The following is a 15,246-nucleotide window of genomic DNA, read 5'->3' on the forward strand; positions in this document are numbered from 1 at the left end:
CCACTGTCCGGCCCGGTTTCCACCCCGTCAACGGGGACGGACGACGCGGCCTCGCGGGGTCTTCACAAGGCCCGACTTTCGGTCAGGGGCCGGAGCCTGAAATAGTTCCCCCCGATGTTCGACATCCCTAGACTCCCCGCGACGGGGGTAATTCGGGGGACAACTCAGTGGGGCATGGAGTGCCGGAACTCGTACTGGAATTCAATGGACGGACCTGGACGCTCGATCCGTCCAGGTCTTACACGCTCGGACGTGATCCGCAGGGAGACGTCGTGTTCGACGACGCCAGGGTCTCCTGGCGGCACGCCACGGTCAGTTTCACCGGCCGTAGTTGGGTCATCGAGGACCACGGCAGCACCAACGGCACCTTCGTGCAGGGGCAGCGGATCCAGCACCTGGAGGTCGGCCCGGGCACGGTCGTGAACCTCGGCAACGCGACCGACGGACCGCGGGTGACCCTGTCGGGTTCCGCCGCCGTCGCGACGCCGCAGGCACAGCCCCACCAGCAGGCCCACCAGCAGGCCCCTCAGCAGCCGTACGCGGCGCAGGGCGCGAACCCCGGCTGGCCGCAGCAGGCGCCGCCGCAGCAGCAGGCCCCGCAGCACCAGGCCCCGGGCGCCGGCTGGCAGCAGCAGCCCCAGCAGCCGGTCGCGAACGTTCCGCACCAGCAGGGCCCCGGTGGTGGCGCGGGGGCGCCACCGGTCTACGGCGACCGCAGCCCGACCACGTTCCACCAGTTCGCCCTCGGCCGCGTGATGCGCATCGGCCGTGCCCTGGAGAACGACCTGGTCGTCTCCGACCTCCAGGTCTCGCGGAACCACGCCGAGTTCCACTCGACGCCCGACGGCCGCATGGAGATCCGCGACCTGGGCTCGCACAACGGCACGTACGTCAACGGCCAGCCGATCGCCAAGGGCGGCTCGCAGTTGCTCGGCCCGACCGACATCGTCGGCGTCGGCCACTCGACGTTCCGGATCGTCGGCGACCGCCTCGAGGAGTTCGTCGACACCGGTGAGGTGTCCTTCTCCGCGCGCCACCTGACCGTCACGGTCGACGGCGGCAAGCAGATCCTCAAGGACGTCTCCTTCGGCGTCCCGGAGAAGTCGCTGATCGCGGTCATCGGACCGTCCGGTTCCGGCAAGTCGACGCTGCTCAAGGCGCTCACCGGCTACCGCCCGGCCGACCAGGGCGAGGTTCTCTACGACAACCGGAACCTCTACAAGCAGTTCGCCGAGCTGCGCCAGCGCATCGGTCTGGTCCCGCAGGACGACATCCTGCACAAGGAGCTGACCGTCAAGAAGGCCCTGAAGTACGCGGCCAAGCTGCGCTTCCCGGCCGACACCACGGCCGCGGAGCGCGACGCCCGCATCGACGAGGTGCTGCGCGAGCTGAAGCTCGACATCCACAAGGAGAAGAAGGTCACCTCCCTCTCCGGTGGCCAGCGCAAGCGTGTCTCGGTGGCCCTGGAGCTGCTCACCAAGCCGTCGCTGATCTTCCTCGACGAGCCGACGTCCGGCCTCGACCCGGGCATGGACCGCGACGTCATGCAGCTGCTGCGCGGCCTCGCCGACGACGGCCGCACGGTCCTCGTCGTCACGCACTCGGTCGCCGAGCTGGCGATCTGCGACAAGCTGCTGGTGATGGCGCCGGGCGGTTCGGTCGCCTACTTCGGCCCGCCCGAGGAGGCGCTGAACTTCTTCGGCTACGACACCTGGGCCGACGTCTTCTCCGCCTTCGAGAACTACCGTGACTACGACTGGGCGGGCCGCTGGAAGGGCTCGCAGCACTACCAGATGTACGCCGCGGACATCGACGCCGTCGCCCCGCAGTCCGTACAGATGCCGCCGATGCAGGCGATGCGGCCGCCGAAGCCGCAGGGCTGGATGTCGCAGTTCGTCACGCTGGTGCGCCGCTACGTGTCGGTGATCGTGTCCGACAAGGGCTTCCTGGCCCTGTCGATCATCCTGCCGCTCGTCCTCGGCTCGGTGAGCCTGCTCATCGACTCCGGCAAGGACCTCCTGGTCAACACGCAGATCAACCCGAACACCGGCAGGCCGATCGCCAACGGCACGGCCCTGACCGTCCTGCTGATCCTCGCCGTGGGCGCCTGTTTCGCGGGTGCCGCCAACTCCGTCCGTGAGCTGATCAAGGAACGCGTCATCTACGAGCGGGAGCGCGCGACCGGCCTGTCCCGGTCCGCGTACCTGATGTCCAAGGTGTTCGTGCTCGGCCTGATCACCATGGTCCAGGGCCTGATGGTCGGCGTGATCGGCTTCTCCAGCCGCACCATTCCGGACGAGGGCCTGATCCTCGGCAGCCAGACCCTGCTGGAGCTGTGCATTCCGATCATGGCACTGGGCTTCACGGCCATGATGTTCGGCCTGATCATCTCGGCCCTGGTGAAGACCGCCGAGAAGACCATGCCGCTGCTGGTGATGTTCGCGATCGTCCAGGTCGTCTTCACCGGCTGCCTGTTCCCCCTGGCCAACTCGGTCGGTGTGAACGAGCTCTCGTACCTGATGCCGTCGCGCTGGGCGGTCGCCGCCGCGGGTGCCACGCTCGACTTCAACAACATCAGTCCGCCGGCCAAGGGCGAGAGCGACGACCCGCTGTGGGAGCACACGGTCGGCGCCTGGGGCATGGACATGGTCGCCCTGATCGCGCTCGGTGTGGTCTGCGGCTTCTTCGTGGCGCGCTTCCTGCGCCGCCACGAGCCCGAGGTCATGCGGAAGTAACCGCGTCCGTCACGCCCGAAGGGCGGCACCCCGTCAGGAGGGTGCCGCCCTTCGGCGTTCACGTGGAGAGGTCCGCGCCGACCTCAGTACGCGCTGTTGACGTTGTCGATCGAGCCGTAACGGTCGGCCGCGTAGTTGGCGGCGGCCGTGATGTTGGAGACCGGGTTCCAGATGTCCTTCGGGGTGCCGGAGACGTGGTACGCCTCGAACGTCGGCGGGATCACCTGGAGCAGACCCTTGGACGGGATGCCGTTCTGGGCGTTGATGTCCCAGAGGTTGATGGCCTTCGGGTTGCCGGACGACTCGCGGATGATGTTCTTGTGCAGGCCGTGGTAGGAGCCCGGGATGCCCTTCTTCTTCATGATGTCGAGGGCCTCACGGATCCAGCCGTCGAGGTTGTTCGCGTAGGTCTTCTTGACGGGGGCGCGCTGCGCGGAGCGGCTGGCGGCCTCCTTGGCCTTGCGCTCCTCGGCGGCCTTCTTGGCGGCGGCGGCCTTCTTGGCGGCGGCGGCCTTCTTCGCGGCTTCCGCCTTCTGCTTCGCGGCGGCCTCGGCGGCCGCCTTCTTCTTCGCCTCGATGGCCTCGACCTTGAGGTTCGCATCGGCGAGCTGGTCGGTGACGCTGGTCTTGACGTCCGTGATGCGCTCGGAGCTGTACTTCACCGGAGCTGCGGACACGGCCTCGGTCGTGGTCGTCGTGGACGCGTTGCTGGGCACGGCCGAGAAGGCCAGGGCGGAGGCGCCGAGGGTGGCGGCACCGGCAACAGCGATCTTGTGCTTGCGGTTCAGGGCACGACTGGGACCACGGTTCAGGCTGATCTTGGGCATGGCGATTGGACCTCTTCGGATAGCGCGGAGGTCGCTCGTCGTCCGGTGGGGACATTGGTGCTTCCGGCACAAACGCCGCGGTGGGACCCGCGGCGCTGAGCGACGTGAGCCATTGTTAGCGGCCGCAAAATCCGGTGGCAAAGGTGTGACGTACGAAGCCCGGTAGTGGATCAAGAAAGGGTAAAACGGGGCAGACCGGACAGTCTGCCCCGCTCATGTGGTGTGACTTGGGGGTGTTTCACTCCTATTGACCTTCGTACGTGACCTGCGCCCTATGCCCGGGCTCACACCGCCCGCCCTCCGGCCTCACCGACTGTCGGTCGTGCACTGCTCTGCGTAAGCAAACTTCCCGCCCGTGCGCGGCAGTACGAGATGCACGTCCCCGAACTCGTGCCACAGGTAGCGCCCGCGCAGGGCCTCCTCGTATCCGCGCTCCACCGCCGCCCGCCCCGCGACCGCCTCCAGCATCAGCAGATGCGAGGCCTCCGGCTCGTGCAGGCCCGTCAGCAGCCCGTCCACCGCACGCACCCCCCGCTCCGGGGTCACCACCAGATCCGTCCACCCGGACCGCGCCCGTACGACCCCGTCGGCGCCGGCCGCCGACTCCAGGGCCCGCACGGCCGTCGTCCCCACCGCGATCACCCGCCCGTCGCCCGCCCGCACCGCGTTGACCACCCGCGCCGACGCCTCCGGCACCGCGAACCGCTCCGGATACGGCGGCTCGTGCGCCTCCGCCGAGGCCACCCCCGTGTGCAGCGTGACCGGCGCGAACTGCACGCCCCGGCTCACCAGCTCCGCCACCACCCGTGCCGTGAACGGCCGCGCCGCACTCGGCATCTCCGCGCTCCCCAGCCCGTCGGGCGAGGGCAGCGCGAACACCGTCTGGTACACCGACAGCGGCTGATCCCGTTCCGTGTAGGAGTAGCGGATGGGCCGCCCGTGCTCCCGCAGCATCCCGGGCACCCCCGGACCCGACGCCGACGCCCACCACAACCGGTCGCTCCCCGCGCCCAGCGGCTCGACCAGCACCAGCCGCACCCCGCCGGGCAGCCCCACCTCTGTCCCCGCGGGCCCGCCCGCACGCGCGCGCGTGGTTCCCCTTCCGTCGGGATCCCGCAGCTCCACCGCCCAGCGGCCGTCGTCCCCGAGCGCCGAGAAGTGCACCACCACGCGCGCGTGCCCGAGCCGCCCGTCGACAGCGGCGGCCAGCGTGGCCGACGTGTTGACCACGAGCAGATCACCGGCCCGCAGCAGCGACGGCAGCTCCGCGAAGGCGTGGTGCGACACGTCCGTCCCGCGCGACACCAGCAGCCGTACGGCGTCCCGGTCCCGCCCGGGACTCCGCTGCTCGGCCGGCACCCGCGCCGACAACTCCGCCGGCACCCGCCACGCCCGCGCCGGCACACCGGCCCTCGTGCCCCGCGCCGGTTCCCGCACGCCGGCCCCCGTGCCCCGCGTCACCGCCCGCCCTCCAGCAGCGCCGGGGCGGCATACCGCCCGCTAGCCTGCCGCTCGTCCAGCAGCCGCAGGAAGGCCGGCGCCACATCCGCCGGATCGGGCCGCGTACCGTCGTCGTCCGGTACGGCCGCCGTGTACAGATCCGTCGCCATGTCCCCGGGATCCACCGCCCACACCCGCAGCCCCGGCTCCTCCACGGCGAGAACGGCCGCGAGCTGGTCCAGGGCCGCCTTGGACGCCCCGTAACCACCCCACGTCCCGTACGCCTCGGCCGCCGCGTCCGAACTGACCGCGATCACCGTGCCCGCCCGGGAGGCCCGCAGCAGCGGCAGCGCCTCCTGGACCAGACCCAGCGCCGCCACCACGTTCACCTCCAGCGCCCGGCGCAGCCCCTCCAGCGGCAGCTCCTCCAGCTCCACCAGCGGCTCGGCGCCCAGCGCGCTCGCGTTGTGCACCAGCAGGTCCACCCCGCCCAGCCGCCACGCCGCCGCCACCAGGTCCGCGCGGTGCCCGGCGTCCGTGACGTCCCCGGGCAGCGCCGTCACCCGCGTGCCGCGCGCGGACACCAGCCCGGCCGCCTCCGCCAGCGGGACGGCGTCCCGCGCGTCCAGCACCAGGTCCCAGCCCCGCCCGGCCAGCGCCTCGGCGAGCGCGAACCCCAGCCCCTTCGAGCCGCCCGTGATGATCGCAACCGGCATGACAGTCCGTCCCCTCGTCGTCCCCACCGCCCATCGGCGTGCCCCCAACCTATGAACGGCCCCGGCCCCACCGCCTCGGCCCCCGGACGCATCCCCCCGGGGCCCTTCGCCCTACGCCACCGCCCCCGGCCCCCCGGCCTACGTCACCCGGCCCCCGGCCTACGCCACCGCCGGCCCCCGGCCCCGGCCTATGCCCCCCGGCCCTGCGCCTACGCCCCTCCGCCCGCCGGGCCTACGCCCCCCGGCCCTCCGCCTACGCCCCCCGCCCGCCGGACCTGCGCCACCCGGCCCGAACGGGGACCTCGGACCTAGGACCACGGCCCCGGTCACGGCCGCCGCCCGCCCGATCCGCACCCCCACCGCCCGCCGGTACCGTGAGGACATGAGCCACCGCCCCCGGTCCGGCCTCGCAGCGGTGAGTTCCGCGCTGCTGGCCATGAGCAGGCACCTCGAGGTGCGCGACGTCCTCAAGACGATCGTCGCCTCCGCCCGCGAGCTGCTCGACGCGCAGTACGCCGCACTGGGCGTCCCCGACGACCACGGCGGGTTCGCGCAGTTCGTGGTCGACGGAGTCAGCGACGAACAGTGGAAGGCCATCGGCCCGCTGCCCCGCCAGCACGGCATCCTCGCCGCGATGCTCCACGAGGCCCGCCCCGAGCGCCTCGCCGACGTCCGCCAGGACCCCCGCTTCGAAGGCTGGCCCGCCGCCCACCCCGACCTGGCCGACTTCCTCGGCCTGCCCATCCGCGACGGCGACGAGGTCCTCGGCGCCCTGTTCCTCGCGAACAAGAACTGCCCCAGACCACAAGGCGGTTGCGGCTTCACCGAGGAGGACGAGGAACTGCTCGGCATCCTCGCCCAGCACGCGGCGATCGCCCTCACCAACGCCCGGCTCTACGAGCGCAGCCGCGAACTCACCATCGCCGAGGAACGCTCCCGCCTCGCCCACGAACTGCACGACGCGGTCAGCCAGAAGCTGTTCTCCCTGCGCCTGACCGCCCAGGCCGCCGCCGCCCTCGTCGACCGAGACCCGGCCCGCGCCAAGGGCGAGTTGCAGCAGGTGACCGCGCTCGCCGCCGAAGCCGCCGACGAACTGCGCGCGGCCGTCGTGGAGTTGCGCCCCGCGGCCCTCGACGACGACGGCCTCGTCGCCACCCTCCGCACCCAGATCCAGGTCCTCGACCGCGCCCACACCGCGCGCGTGACCTTCACGAGCCACGGCGTACGGGCCCTCCCGTCCGCCCAGGAGGAGGCCCTGCTCAGGGTCGCCCAGGAAGCCCTGCACAACGCGCTGCGGCACTCCGGGGCCGACCACGTCGACGTGACCCTGGACCGGGTCGGCGCCGGCGCGGTCCTGCGCGTCACGGACGACGGCGGCGGCTTCGACCCGCGCTCGGTGCGCCGCGCGGGGCGCCACCTGGGACTGGTCTCCATGCGCGACCGCGCCAGTGGCGTGGGCGGCAGCCTCACGGTGGAATCGATACCCGGCAAGGGCACCACGATCGAGATGGAGGTCCCCGGTGGGTGACGCAATCAAGGTGCTGCTCGTCGACGACCACCAGGTCGTACGCCGGGGCCTGCGCACCTTCCTCGAAGTGCAGGACGACATCGAGGTCGTCGGCGAGGCCGCCGACGGCGCCGAGGGAGTCGCCCGCGCCGACGAACTCAAGCCCGACGTCATCCTCATGGACGTCAAGATGCCGGTCATGGACGGCGTCGACGCGCTGCGGCGCCTGCACGAACTCGGCAACCCCGCGCGCGTGCTGATCGTCACCAGCTTCACCGAACAGCGCACGGTGGTCCCGGCCCTGCGCGCCGGCGCCGCCGGATACGTCTACAAGGACGTCGACCCGGACGCCCTGGCCGGCGCCATCCGCTCCGTGCACGCGGGCCACATCCTGCTCCAGCCCGAGGTCGCAGGCGCCCTGCTCTCCCAGGAGGACGGCAACTCCGCACAGGGCAGGGGCGGTTCACTAACGGAACGGGAGCGCGAGGTACTCGGCCTGATCGCGGACGGCCGCTCCAACCGGGAGATCGCCCGCGCCCTCGTCCTCTCCGAGAAGACGGTGAAGACCCACGTGTCGAACATCCTGATGAAACTCGACCTCGCGGACCGCACCCAGGCCGCCCTGTGGGCGGTACGGCACGGCCTCGCCGGCTGACGGACGGTCCCGGAAGGTTCCCGTCCGGGCTGAGATTCATACCGTCGTGGGAATGTCCCCCATATGGCGCATCCTCCGCGCGCCCCGGCCGTTCTCCAGTGCGTACCGCGGCGACTGCCGCGGCGAATCGCCAGGAGGGCTCAGAAAGTGAAGAACCTGAAGAAGGCCGTGGCCGCGACGATGATGGCGGGCGGCCTGATCGCCGCAGGCGCCGGCGTGGCCTCCGCCACCGGCGGCGCCCACGCCGACGGCACGGCCGTCGCCTCCCCGGGCGTCGGCTCCGGCAACCTGATCCAGGCCCCGGTCCACATCCCGGTCAACGCGGTGGGCAACGCCGTGACCGTCATCGGCGCCCTGAACCCGGCCTTCGGCAACCTCGGCCTGAACCACTGAGACGCGGCTGACCGCGACGGGGTGCCCGCGGGCGGCACCCCGTCAACGCCGGGTGGGCGCATCCCGCGTCGGGAACCAGTGACCGGCGGTCACCGCAACCCCCGCTCCCGCTCCTCCACAACGGAGTTGTACGCCGCGACCTGCGCCCGCCGAGCCGTCCGCTCCACCGGCCGCAACGCCTCCGCACGGCGCGCCATCTCCGACGCGCTCACCGCCCCGCCGTGCCCGTTCTCGTACGCCACGGAAATCAGCAGCCCCACCCGCTGCGCCAACTCCAGCACCCGCACCGCCCGCGGCGGATACCCCGGCGCCAGCACCTCACGGCCCGCCTCGGCCCGCGCCCGGTACGCGTCCACCGCCGCCTCCGCCACCGGCCCCGACCCGGCCACGTCCAGCCGCGACAACACCTCGGTCGCCTCCCGCAGCGCCTCCGCCAGTTCCCGCTCCGCCTCCCCGAGCGACGGCACGTCGGCGGGCGGCGCCTCCCGCACCGGCAGGCAGTGCCACACGACCTCGACATGCACATCACCGTCGGGCCCCGCCTCGTACACCTCGGGCACCAGGCCGAAGGCCGCGCCGTGACAGACCACGGCCTCCTCCGCCTCCAGCGCCCGCGCGTTGAACTCCGGCGGCCCGCTCAACCCCAGCGGATGCCCCGGCGCGGGCAGCGCCACCCGCAGCGCGGTCACGCCGAGCGTCCGCAGCCGCCCCAGCGCGAGCGTCAGCCCGACCGGCGCGGACTCACCCGGCAGTCCTTCCACCCGGTGCACGGCGTCCTCGCCGACGATCGCGAGCACGGCGTCATCCGGAGAGACAAGTCCGGCCAAAAGGGCGTTTCCCCACGAGGCCAGTCGTCCAGAGCGTGGTTCCGAGAGCATGCCCCCACCCTAAGGACAGGACCGATGGATTGGAGGCGCCGACCGGTGGCGTAGATTTCCTAGAGGGCTGCGCCCACCGGCGCGGCGACCGAGCCACAGGCGACCGCGACAGCCGAGACCGGCCACACTGCAAGGGGAGACAACGCGCTCATGAGCGATGTTCTGGAGCTTCAGGACGTATCCGTGGTCCGCGAGGGCCGGGCTCTGGTGGACCAGGTCTCCTGGTCGGTCAAGGAAGGGGAACGCTGGGTCATCCTCGGCCCCAACGGCGCCGGCAAGACCACCCTCCTGAACGTCGCCTCCAGCTACCTCTACCCCAGCACCGGCACTGCCACCATCCTCGGCGAAACCCTCGGCACGCCCGGCACCGACGTCTTCGAACTGCGCCCCCGCATCGGCATGGCCGGCATCGCCATGGCCGACAAGCTCCCCAAGCGCCAGACCGTCCTGCAGACCGTGCTGACCGCCGCGTACGGCATGACCGCGCACTGGCAGGAGGACTACGAGGAGATCGACGAGCGGCGCGCCCGCGCCTTCCTCGACCGCCTCGGCATGTCCGAGTACGTGGACCGCAAGTTCGGCACCCTCTCCGAGGGCGAGCGCAAGCGCACCCTCATCGCCCGCGCCCTGATGACCGACCCCGAGCTGCTCCTGCTCGACGAGCCCGCCGCCGGTCTCGACCTCGGCGGACGCGAGGACCTCGTGCGCCGCCTCGGCCGCCTCGCCCGCGACCCCATCGCCCCCTCGATGATCATGGTCACGCACCACGTCGAGGAGATCGCCCCCGGTTTCACCCACGTCCTGATGATCCGCCAGGGCAAGGTCCTCGCCGCCGGACCGCTCGAACTCGAACTCACCTCGCGCAACCTCTCCCTGTGCTTCGGCCTGCCCCTCGTCGTGGAACAGGTCGGCGACCGCTGGACCGCGCAGGGCCTGCCGCTGTCCTGAAAACCCGGGAACCAGCACTCGTGAAAACCCAAGAACCGGTACGCACAAGCACGTTGAACTGATCGGCGCCCTGTCGGGGACCGGGTCCCCGGTCCTACCATGACCACGTGGACATCGACGCATGGGTGTGGTGGCTGGTCGGAGCGGCAGTGCTCGGCATCGCGCTGGTGGTCACCGCCATGCCCGAACTCGGCATGCTCGCGGTGGGCGCCGTCGCGGCGGCGACGGTCTCCGGCCTCTTCGGCGGCGGCGCCGTCGCCCAGGTCGTGACCTTCGTCATCGTCTCGACCGCCCTCATCGCGGTGGTACGGCCCATCGCCAAGCGACATCGCACCGGGCGACCCGAACTCGCCACCGGAGTGGACGCGTTGAAAGGCAGGACAGCCGTCGTGCTGGAACGCGTCGACGCGAGCGGCGGCCGCATCAAGCTCGCCGGGGAAGTCTGGTCGGCCCGCGCCCTCGACACCGGAACCGCCTACGAAGTCGGACAGGAAGTGGACGTCGTGGACATCGAGGGGGCCACGGCGATCATCATGTGACCCCGCGCGACGCAGACTGCGCCGAACGCCCCACGCGACACACGACGGTCTGTCAGACTCGACCAGCAAGATCTACAACAGCCGTAGGATCTTCGGATCTTCCATGAGCGCCGAGGCGGAGAAGGGTACGGGGAACGTCGATGGAACCGGTCATCATCGTCCTGATCATTCTGGTGGTGTTGGTCTTCATCGCCCTGATCAAGACGATCCAGGTCATCCCACAGGCAAGCGCCGCCATCGTGGAGCGCTTCGGCCGCTACACCCGCACGCTCAACGCGGGCCTCAACATCGTCGTCCCGTTCATCGACACCATCCGCAACCGCATCGACCTTCGTGAACAGGTCGTCCCCTTCCCGCCCCAGCCGGTGATCACCCAGGACAACCTGGTCGTCAACATCGACACCGTCATCTACTACCAGGTCACCGACGCCCGGGCCGCCACCTACGAGGTCGCCAGCTACATCCAGGCGATCGAGCAGCTCACCGTCACCACGCTGCGCAACATCATCGGCGGCATGGACCTGGAGCGGACCCTGACCTCCCGCGAGGAGATCAACGCGGCCCTGCGCGGCGTCCTCGACGAGGCCACCGGCAAGTGGGGCATCCGCGTCAACCGCGTCGAACTGAAGGCGATCGAGCCGCCCACCTCCATCCAGGACTCGATGGAGAAGCAGATGCGCGCCGACCGCGACAAGCGCGCCGCGATCCTCCAGGCCGAGGGCGTCAGGCAGTCCGAGATCCTGCGCGCCGAGGGCGAGAAGCAGTCCCAGATCCTGCGTGCCGAGGGTGAGGCCAAGGCGGCAGCCCTGCGCGCCGAGGGCGAGGCCCAGGCCGTCCGCACGGTCTTCGAGGCGATCCACGCGGGCGACCCGGACCAGAAGCTGCTCTCCTACCAGTACCTCCAGATGCTCCCGAAGATCGCCGAGGGCGACGCCAACAAGCTCTGGATCGTCCCCAGCGAGATCGGCGACGCCCTCAAGGGCCTGTCCGGCGCCATGGGCAACTTCGGCGGCCTGGGCGGAGGTTCGGGCAGCGGCAACGGCGGCAACGGCGGAGCCGGAGTCCCGGCCCAGGAACGCCGCGAGAAGCCGTCGATCGACTGACGGCGCACCCGGCACGCACCGACGGGGGCGCACCTCTGGTGAGAGGTGCGCCCCCGTCGGCATGTGCGGCTACGGGCTAGGCGGCCGGCTGGGCCAGCCAGTCCGGCAGCGCGTCGAAGTCGTCCCGGGCCAGCGCCAGCAGCATCGCGTCGGCGGGCGTCGGCTCGAACGGCTCCCTGAGCAGCGGCATCCCCGCCTGCTCCGGCGTCCGGTTCGCCTTGCGGTGGTTGTCCTCCGCGCACGACGCCACCGTGTTCAGCCACGTGTCCTGACCACCCTGCGACCGCGGCACCACGTGGTCCACGGTCGTCGCCCGCCGGCCGCAGTACGCGCACCTGTGCCGGTCCCTCACCAGGACACCCCGCCTCGACCACGGAGCCCGTCTTCGGAACGGCACCCGTACGTACTGGCACAGCCGTATGACGCGGGGCGCCGGTATGTCGACCGCGGCTCCCCGCATACGCAGCTCGGGGTGGGCCTGCTCGACGACGGCCTTGTCCTGGAGCACCAGAACGACGGCGCGGTTCAGCGTCACCGTCGACAACGGCTCGAAGCTCGCGTTGAGTACCAGCGTGTCCCGCATACCAGCCCACCTCCCGTGTGCACCGGCCCACCCCCTGGCGGGCTGGGACCAACTCTGGCCGGGCACGCCGAGATGGACAACGCAATATCTGCCGCTCCGCGAGGGCTGAACTCTCGTGGCCCCCCGGCAACAAAAATGCCCGCCCCTGATCACTTCCAAGACCAGGGGCGGGCAAACGTTCCGTGAACGCCGGGATTGCTCAGCCTTCGGCGGGCACCTCGTACTCACCGATCAGCTGGGCGCGGGCGAGCGTGTGGAACCGCAGGTTGAAGCCGACGAACGCGGGCGTCGCGTCCGCGTCGGGACCGAGCTTCTCCTGGTCCACGGCGTACACCGTGAACACGTACCGGTGCGGACCGTCCCCGGCGGGCGGCGCGGCACCGCCGAAGTCCTTCGTCCCGTAGTCGTTGCGCGCCTGCACCGCGCCCTCGGGCAGACCCTCGAACTTGCCGCTGCCCGCACCCGCCGGCAACTCCGTCACGGAGGCCGGGATGTCGAACACGACCCAGTGCCAGAACCCGCTGCCCGTCGGGGCGTCCGGGTCGTAACACGTCACGGCGAAGCTCTTGGTCTCCGGCGGGAAGCCCTCCCACCGCAGATGCGGCGAAGTGTTGCCGGCCGCGTAGACCTGAGCGTCCTTGAGGGTCGCGCCCTCCTCGACGTCCTCACTCGCCACCGTGAACGACGGTACGGGCGGATGGAAGTCGTGGGGGAGCGGCCGCCTCTTGAGCTCGGTCACCTCGGTACCTCCTGATCGGTGCGTTCAGTGAGTACCGAGCCTAGAACCAGTTGCGCTTGCTGCCGACCTCGGACAGCCACTGGTTGAGGTACGCCGCCCAGTCGGTCCCCTGATAGTCGTTCAGCCCGACCTGGAACGAGCGGAACGTGTCGCTGCCCTCGCTGAACAGGCCCGGCTTCTTGTCCATCTCCAGCACGACGTCCATCGCGGTCGCGTCGGCGACGAAGCTCAGCTCGATCTGGTTCAGCCCGCGGTACTGCTGCGGCGGGAAGAACTCGATCTCCTGGTAGAACGGCAGCTTCTGCCGCGTACCGCGGATGTGGCCGCGCTCCATGTCCGCGTTCTTGAAGCGGAAGCCCAGCTGGATGAACGCGTCCAGGATCGCCTTCTGCGCCGGCAGCGGGTGCACGTTGATCGCGTCCAGGTCGCCGGAGTCCACGGCCCGGGCGATCTCCAGCTCCGTCGTCACGCCGATGTTCATCCCGCGCAGCGCCTGGCCGTCGATCGTCGTGATCGGCGTCTCCCACGGGATCTCCAGCCCGAACGGCACCGCGTGCACCGCGTTCGCCTGGAGCTCGAAGGCGCCGCCGAGCCGCTGCTTCGTGAACTCGATGTTCTGCTTGTACTCCTCGTCGCCGCTCTCCACCTCGACCTTCGCCTGAAGGCCGACGGACAGCCCCTCGATCTGCTGGTTCACGGACCCGCCCTGGATCCGCACCTCACCCTGGACGACACCGCCCGGAACGACGTTGACCTCGTTCAGCACCGTCTCGACGGAAGCCCCGCCGGCCCCCAGGCTCGCGAGCAGCTTCTTGAACGCCATGTCTCTTCCTTTCCAGACGGGCCCCACGGCCCGGCACGTGTTGTCCGTGAACCGAGATCCTCTGATCCCTACAAACGCGATCCGGCGTCGGCCGGTTCCGCGCCACCCGCCTCCAGTACCCTCGGAGGGCATGATCGCGAGCCCCGACCGTACGCCCCTGCCCAGAGAGTTCTTCGACCGCCCCGTCCTCGAGGTGGCCCCCGATCTCCTGGGGCGCGTCCTGGTGCGCAGCACGCCGGACGGCCCGATCGCCCTCCGCCTGACCGAGGTCGAGGCCTACGACGGTCCCAACGACCCCGGCTCCCACGCCTACCGCGGACGCACGCCCCGGAACGACGTGATGTTCGGCCCGCCCGGACACGTGTACGTCTACTTCACCTACGGCATGTGGCACTGCATGAACCTGGTGTGCGGACCCGAGGGCAGGGCGAGCGCGGTCCTGCTGCGCGCCGGCGAGATCGTCGAGGGCGTCGAGTGGGCCCGCAAACGTCGACTCTCGGCCCGCAATGACAAGGAACTGGCCAAAGGTCCGGCACGCCTGGCCACCGCGCTGGACGTCGACCGGTCCCTCGACGGCACCGACGCCTGCGCCGCCGGAGACACCCCGCTGCGCGTCCTGACCGGCACGCCCGTGCCGTCCGACCAGGTACGCAACGGCCCGCGCACCGGTGTGGCCGGCGACGGCGGCAACGGCGATGTCCATCCGTGGCGTTACTGGATCGCCGACGATCCGACGGTGAGCCCCTACCGGGCCCATGTGCCGAGGCGCCGCCGAAGTTGACCCGGGCGCACGAGGTGCGTAATGTAGTCCGAGCCGCTGAACCGGGTACGGCGATCGCCTGCAGCCGGAGCGGCCAACCCACTACCTACGATCACCCCTCAGCGGGGTCGAATTCGGCGTGCACGCATGCCCGAATTCAAGCCCGCGGACTCGATTATGAGTTGGGCGGAGGATCGGCTAACGTAGTGAATGTCGAAAGGCCGACGAGCGAAAGCGAGAAGGCCGAACGACTTCCCGCCGACAGGGAATCGGATCGAAAAGGATCTGATAGAGTCGGAAACGCAAGACCGAAGGGAAGCGCCCGGAGGAAAGCCCGAGAGGGTGAGTACAAAGGAAGCGTCCGTTCCTTGAGAACTCAACAGCGTGCCAAAAGTCAACGCCAGATATGTTGATACCCCGACCTGATCGGTTCGATCGGGTTGAGGTTCCTTTGAAAAAACACAGCGAGGACGCTGTGTGCGAGGAGATTATTCCTTTCCTCGCACCGCTCTCGTGATGTGTCACCGGATTACCGGTAAACATTCACGGAGAGTTTGATCCTGGCTCAGGACGAACGCTGGCGGCGTGCTTAACACATGC

The 15,246-nt window shown here is 70.4% G+C and carries 14 protein-coding genes and 1 pseudogene; 8 read left to right on the top strand and 7 right to left on the bottom strand.

Annotated elements, in window-relative coordinates:
• Positions 1-179: 179 nt before the first annotated feature.
• Positions 180-2,735 carry an ABC transporter ATP-binding protein/permease gene (locus ACZ7D7_RS13380; RefSeq protein ID WP_470824231.1) on the top strand — a complete coding sequence of 852 codons (2,556 nt, stop codon included), beginning with the start codon at positions 180-182 and terminating at the stop codon, positions 2,733-2,735.
• Between the two features lie 83 nt (positions 2,736-2,818).
• On the opposite strand, the gene ACZ7D7_RS13385 is transcribed toward ACZ7D7_RS13380, so the two are convergent.
• The 3 genes from ACZ7D7_RS13385 to ACZ7D7_RS13395 form a co-directional block, all read right to left on the bottom strand.
• The gene (locus tag ACZ7D7_RS13385; RefSeq protein ID WP_470824232.1) at positions 2,819-3,562 is read right to left on the bottom strand and encodes a transglycosylase SLT domain-containing protein; all 744 of its coding nucleotides are present in this window, start codon (positions 3,560-3,562) and stop codon (positions 2,819-2,821) included.
• Between the two features lie 306 nt (positions 3,563-3,868).
• Positions 3,869-4,999, bottom strand: a complete 1,131-nt coding sequence (locus tag ACZ7D7_RS13390) for an S-adenosylmethionine:tRNA ribosyltransferase-isomerase (protein WP_470824267.1) — start codon at positions 4,997-4,999, stop codon at positions 3,869-3,871.
• Positions 5,000-5,019: 20 nt separating this feature from the next.
• The gene (locus ACZ7D7_RS13395) at positions 5,020-5,718 is read right to left on the bottom strand and encodes an SDR family NAD(P)-dependent oxidoreductase (RefSeq protein ID WP_470824233.1); all 699 of its coding nucleotides are present in this window, start codon (positions 5,716-5,718) and stop codon (positions 5,020-5,022) included.
• Positions 5,719-6,100: 382 nt separating this feature from the next.
• On the opposite strand from ACZ7D7_RS13395, the gene ACZ7D7_RS13400 reads away from it, so the two are divergent.
• The 3 genes from ACZ7D7_RS13400 to ACZ7D7_RS13410 all read left to right on the top strand — a co-directional run bounded on the left by ACZ7D7_RS13400 (position 6,101) and on the right by ACZ7D7_RS13410 (position 8,273).
• Entirely contained in the window at positions 6,101-7,246 is a 1,146-nt protein-coding gene (locus ACZ7D7_RS13400) for a GAF domain-containing sensor histidine kinase (RefSeq protein WP_470824234.1), read from the top strand.
• On the top strand, positions 7,239-7,880 hold the full coding sequence (locus ACZ7D7_RS13405) for a response regulator (protein ID WP_470824235.1): 642 nt from the start codon (positions 7,239-7,241) through the stop codon (positions 7,878-7,880). The genes ACZ7D7_RS13400 and ACZ7D7_RS13405 overlap by 8 nt, the downstream gene beginning before the upstream one ends.
• Before the next feature lie 147 nt (positions 7,881-8,027).
• Positions 8,028-8,273: a chaplin gene (locus tag ACZ7D7_RS13410; RefSeq protein WP_470824237.1), complete on the top strand. Its 246-nt coding sequence runs from the start codon at positions 8,028-8,030 to the stop codon at positions 8,271-8,273.
• 89 nt (positions 8,274-8,362) lie between these two features.
• On the opposite strand, the gene ACZ7D7_RS13415 is transcribed toward ACZ7D7_RS13410, so the two are convergent.
• A complete protein-coding gene (locus tag ACZ7D7_RS13415; protein ID WP_470824238.1) occupies positions 8,363-9,151 on the bottom strand; it encodes a hypothetical protein in 789 nt (262 codons plus the stop codon).
• 150 nt (positions 9,152-9,301) lie between these two features.
• Between ACZ7D7_RS13415 and ACZ7D7_RS13420 the strand changes: the two are divergent.
• The 3 genes and pseudogenes from ACZ7D7_RS13420 to ACZ7D7_RS13430 all read left to right on the top strand — a co-directional run.
• Positions 9,302-9,832: pseudogene (locus ACZ7D7_RS13420) on the top strand (ABC transporter ATP-binding protein); the annotation flags it as partial.
• A gap of 374 nt (positions 9,833-10,206) precedes the next feature.
• Positions 10,207-10,638 carry an NfeD family protein gene (locus tag ACZ7D7_RS13425; protein ID WP_470824239.1) on the top strand — a complete coding sequence of 144 codons (432 nt, stop codon included), beginning with the start codon at positions 10,207-10,209 and terminating at the stop codon, positions 10,636-10,638.
• 140 nt (positions 10,639-10,778) lie between these two features.
• Positions 10,779-11,741 carry an SPFH domain-containing protein gene (locus ACZ7D7_RS13430; protein WP_470824240.1) on the top strand — a complete coding sequence of 321 codons (963 nt, stop codon included), beginning with the start codon at positions 10,779-10,781 and terminating at the stop codon, positions 11,739-11,741.
• 76 nt (positions 11,742-11,817) lie between these two features.
• Here the strand turns inward: ACZ7D7_RS13430 and ACZ7D7_RS13435 are convergent, their stop codons facing one another.
• The 3 genes from ACZ7D7_RS13435 to ACZ7D7_RS13445 all read right to left on the bottom strand — a co-directional run bounded on the left by ACZ7D7_RS13435 (position 11,818) and on the right by ACZ7D7_RS13445 (position 13,886).
• Complete coding sequence (locus tag ACZ7D7_RS13435; protein ID WP_470824241.1) at positions 11,818-12,324, bottom strand: HNH endonuclease; 507 nt, start codon at positions 12,322-12,324, stop codon at positions 11,818-11,820.
• Positions 12,325-12,523: 199 nt separating this feature from the next.
• Positions 12,524-13,063, bottom strand: a complete 540-nt coding sequence (locus ACZ7D7_RS13440) for a YbhB/YbcL family Raf kinase inhibitor-like protein (protein WP_470824242.1) — start codon at positions 13,061-13,063, stop codon at positions 12,524-12,526.
• 40 nt (positions 13,064-13,103) lie between these two features.
• Positions 13,104-13,886 carry a sporulation protein gene (locus ACZ7D7_RS13445; protein ID WP_470824243.1) on the bottom strand — a complete coding sequence of 261 codons (783 nt, stop codon included), beginning with the start codon at positions 13,884-13,886 and terminating at the stop codon, positions 13,104-13,106.
• 130 nt (positions 13,887-14,016) lie between these two features.
• On the opposite strand from ACZ7D7_RS13445, the gene ACZ7D7_RS13450 reads away from it, so the two are divergent.
• Entirely contained in the window at positions 14,017-14,667 is a 651-nt protein-coding gene (locus ACZ7D7_RS13450) for a DNA-3-methyladenine glycosylase (RefSeq protein ID WP_470824244.1), read from the top strand.
• The last annotated feature ends 579 nt before the right edge of the window (positions 14,668-15,246 follow it).

The sequence above is a fragment of the Streptomyces sp. NPDC037054 genome, from assembly GCF_055606745.1.

Excerpts from the sequence above, each read along its gene's own strand:
- ACZ7D7_RS13385 (WP_470824232.1), bottom strand. The coding sequence starts at position 3,562 with ATGCCCAAGATCAGCCTGAACCGTGGTCCCAGTCGTGCCCTGAACCGC.
- ACZ7D7_RS13395 (WP_470824233.1), bottom strand. The coding sequence starts at position 5,718 with ATGCCGGTTGCGATCATCACGGGCGGCTCGAAGGGGCTGGGGTTCGCG.
- ACZ7D7_RS13450 (WP_470824244.1), top strand. The coding sequence starts at position 14,017 with ATGATCGCGAGCCCCGACCGTACGCCCCTGCCCAGAGAGTTCTTCGAC.
- ACZ7D7_RS13445 (WP_470824243.1), bottom strand. The coding sequence starts at position 13,886 with ATGGCGTTCAAGAAGCTGCTCGCGAGCCTGGGGGCCGGCGGGGCTTCC.
- ACZ7D7_RS13435 (WP_470824241.1), bottom strand. The coding sequence starts at position 12,324 with ATGCGGGACACGCTGGTACTCAACGCGAGCTTCGAGCCGTTGTCGACG.
- ACZ7D7_RS13430 (WP_470824240.1), top strand. The coding sequence starts at position 10,779 with ATGGAACCGGTCATCATCGTCCTGATCATTCTGGTGGTGTTGGTCTTC.
- ACZ7D7_RS13415 (WP_470824238.1), bottom strand. The coding sequence starts at position 9,151 with ATGCTCTCGGAACCACGCTCTGGACGACTGGCCTCGTGGGGAAACGCC.
- ACZ7D7_RS13400 (WP_470824234.1), top strand. The coding sequence starts at position 6,101 with ATGAGCCACCGCCCCCGGTCCGGCCTCGCAGCGGTGAGTTCCGCGCTG.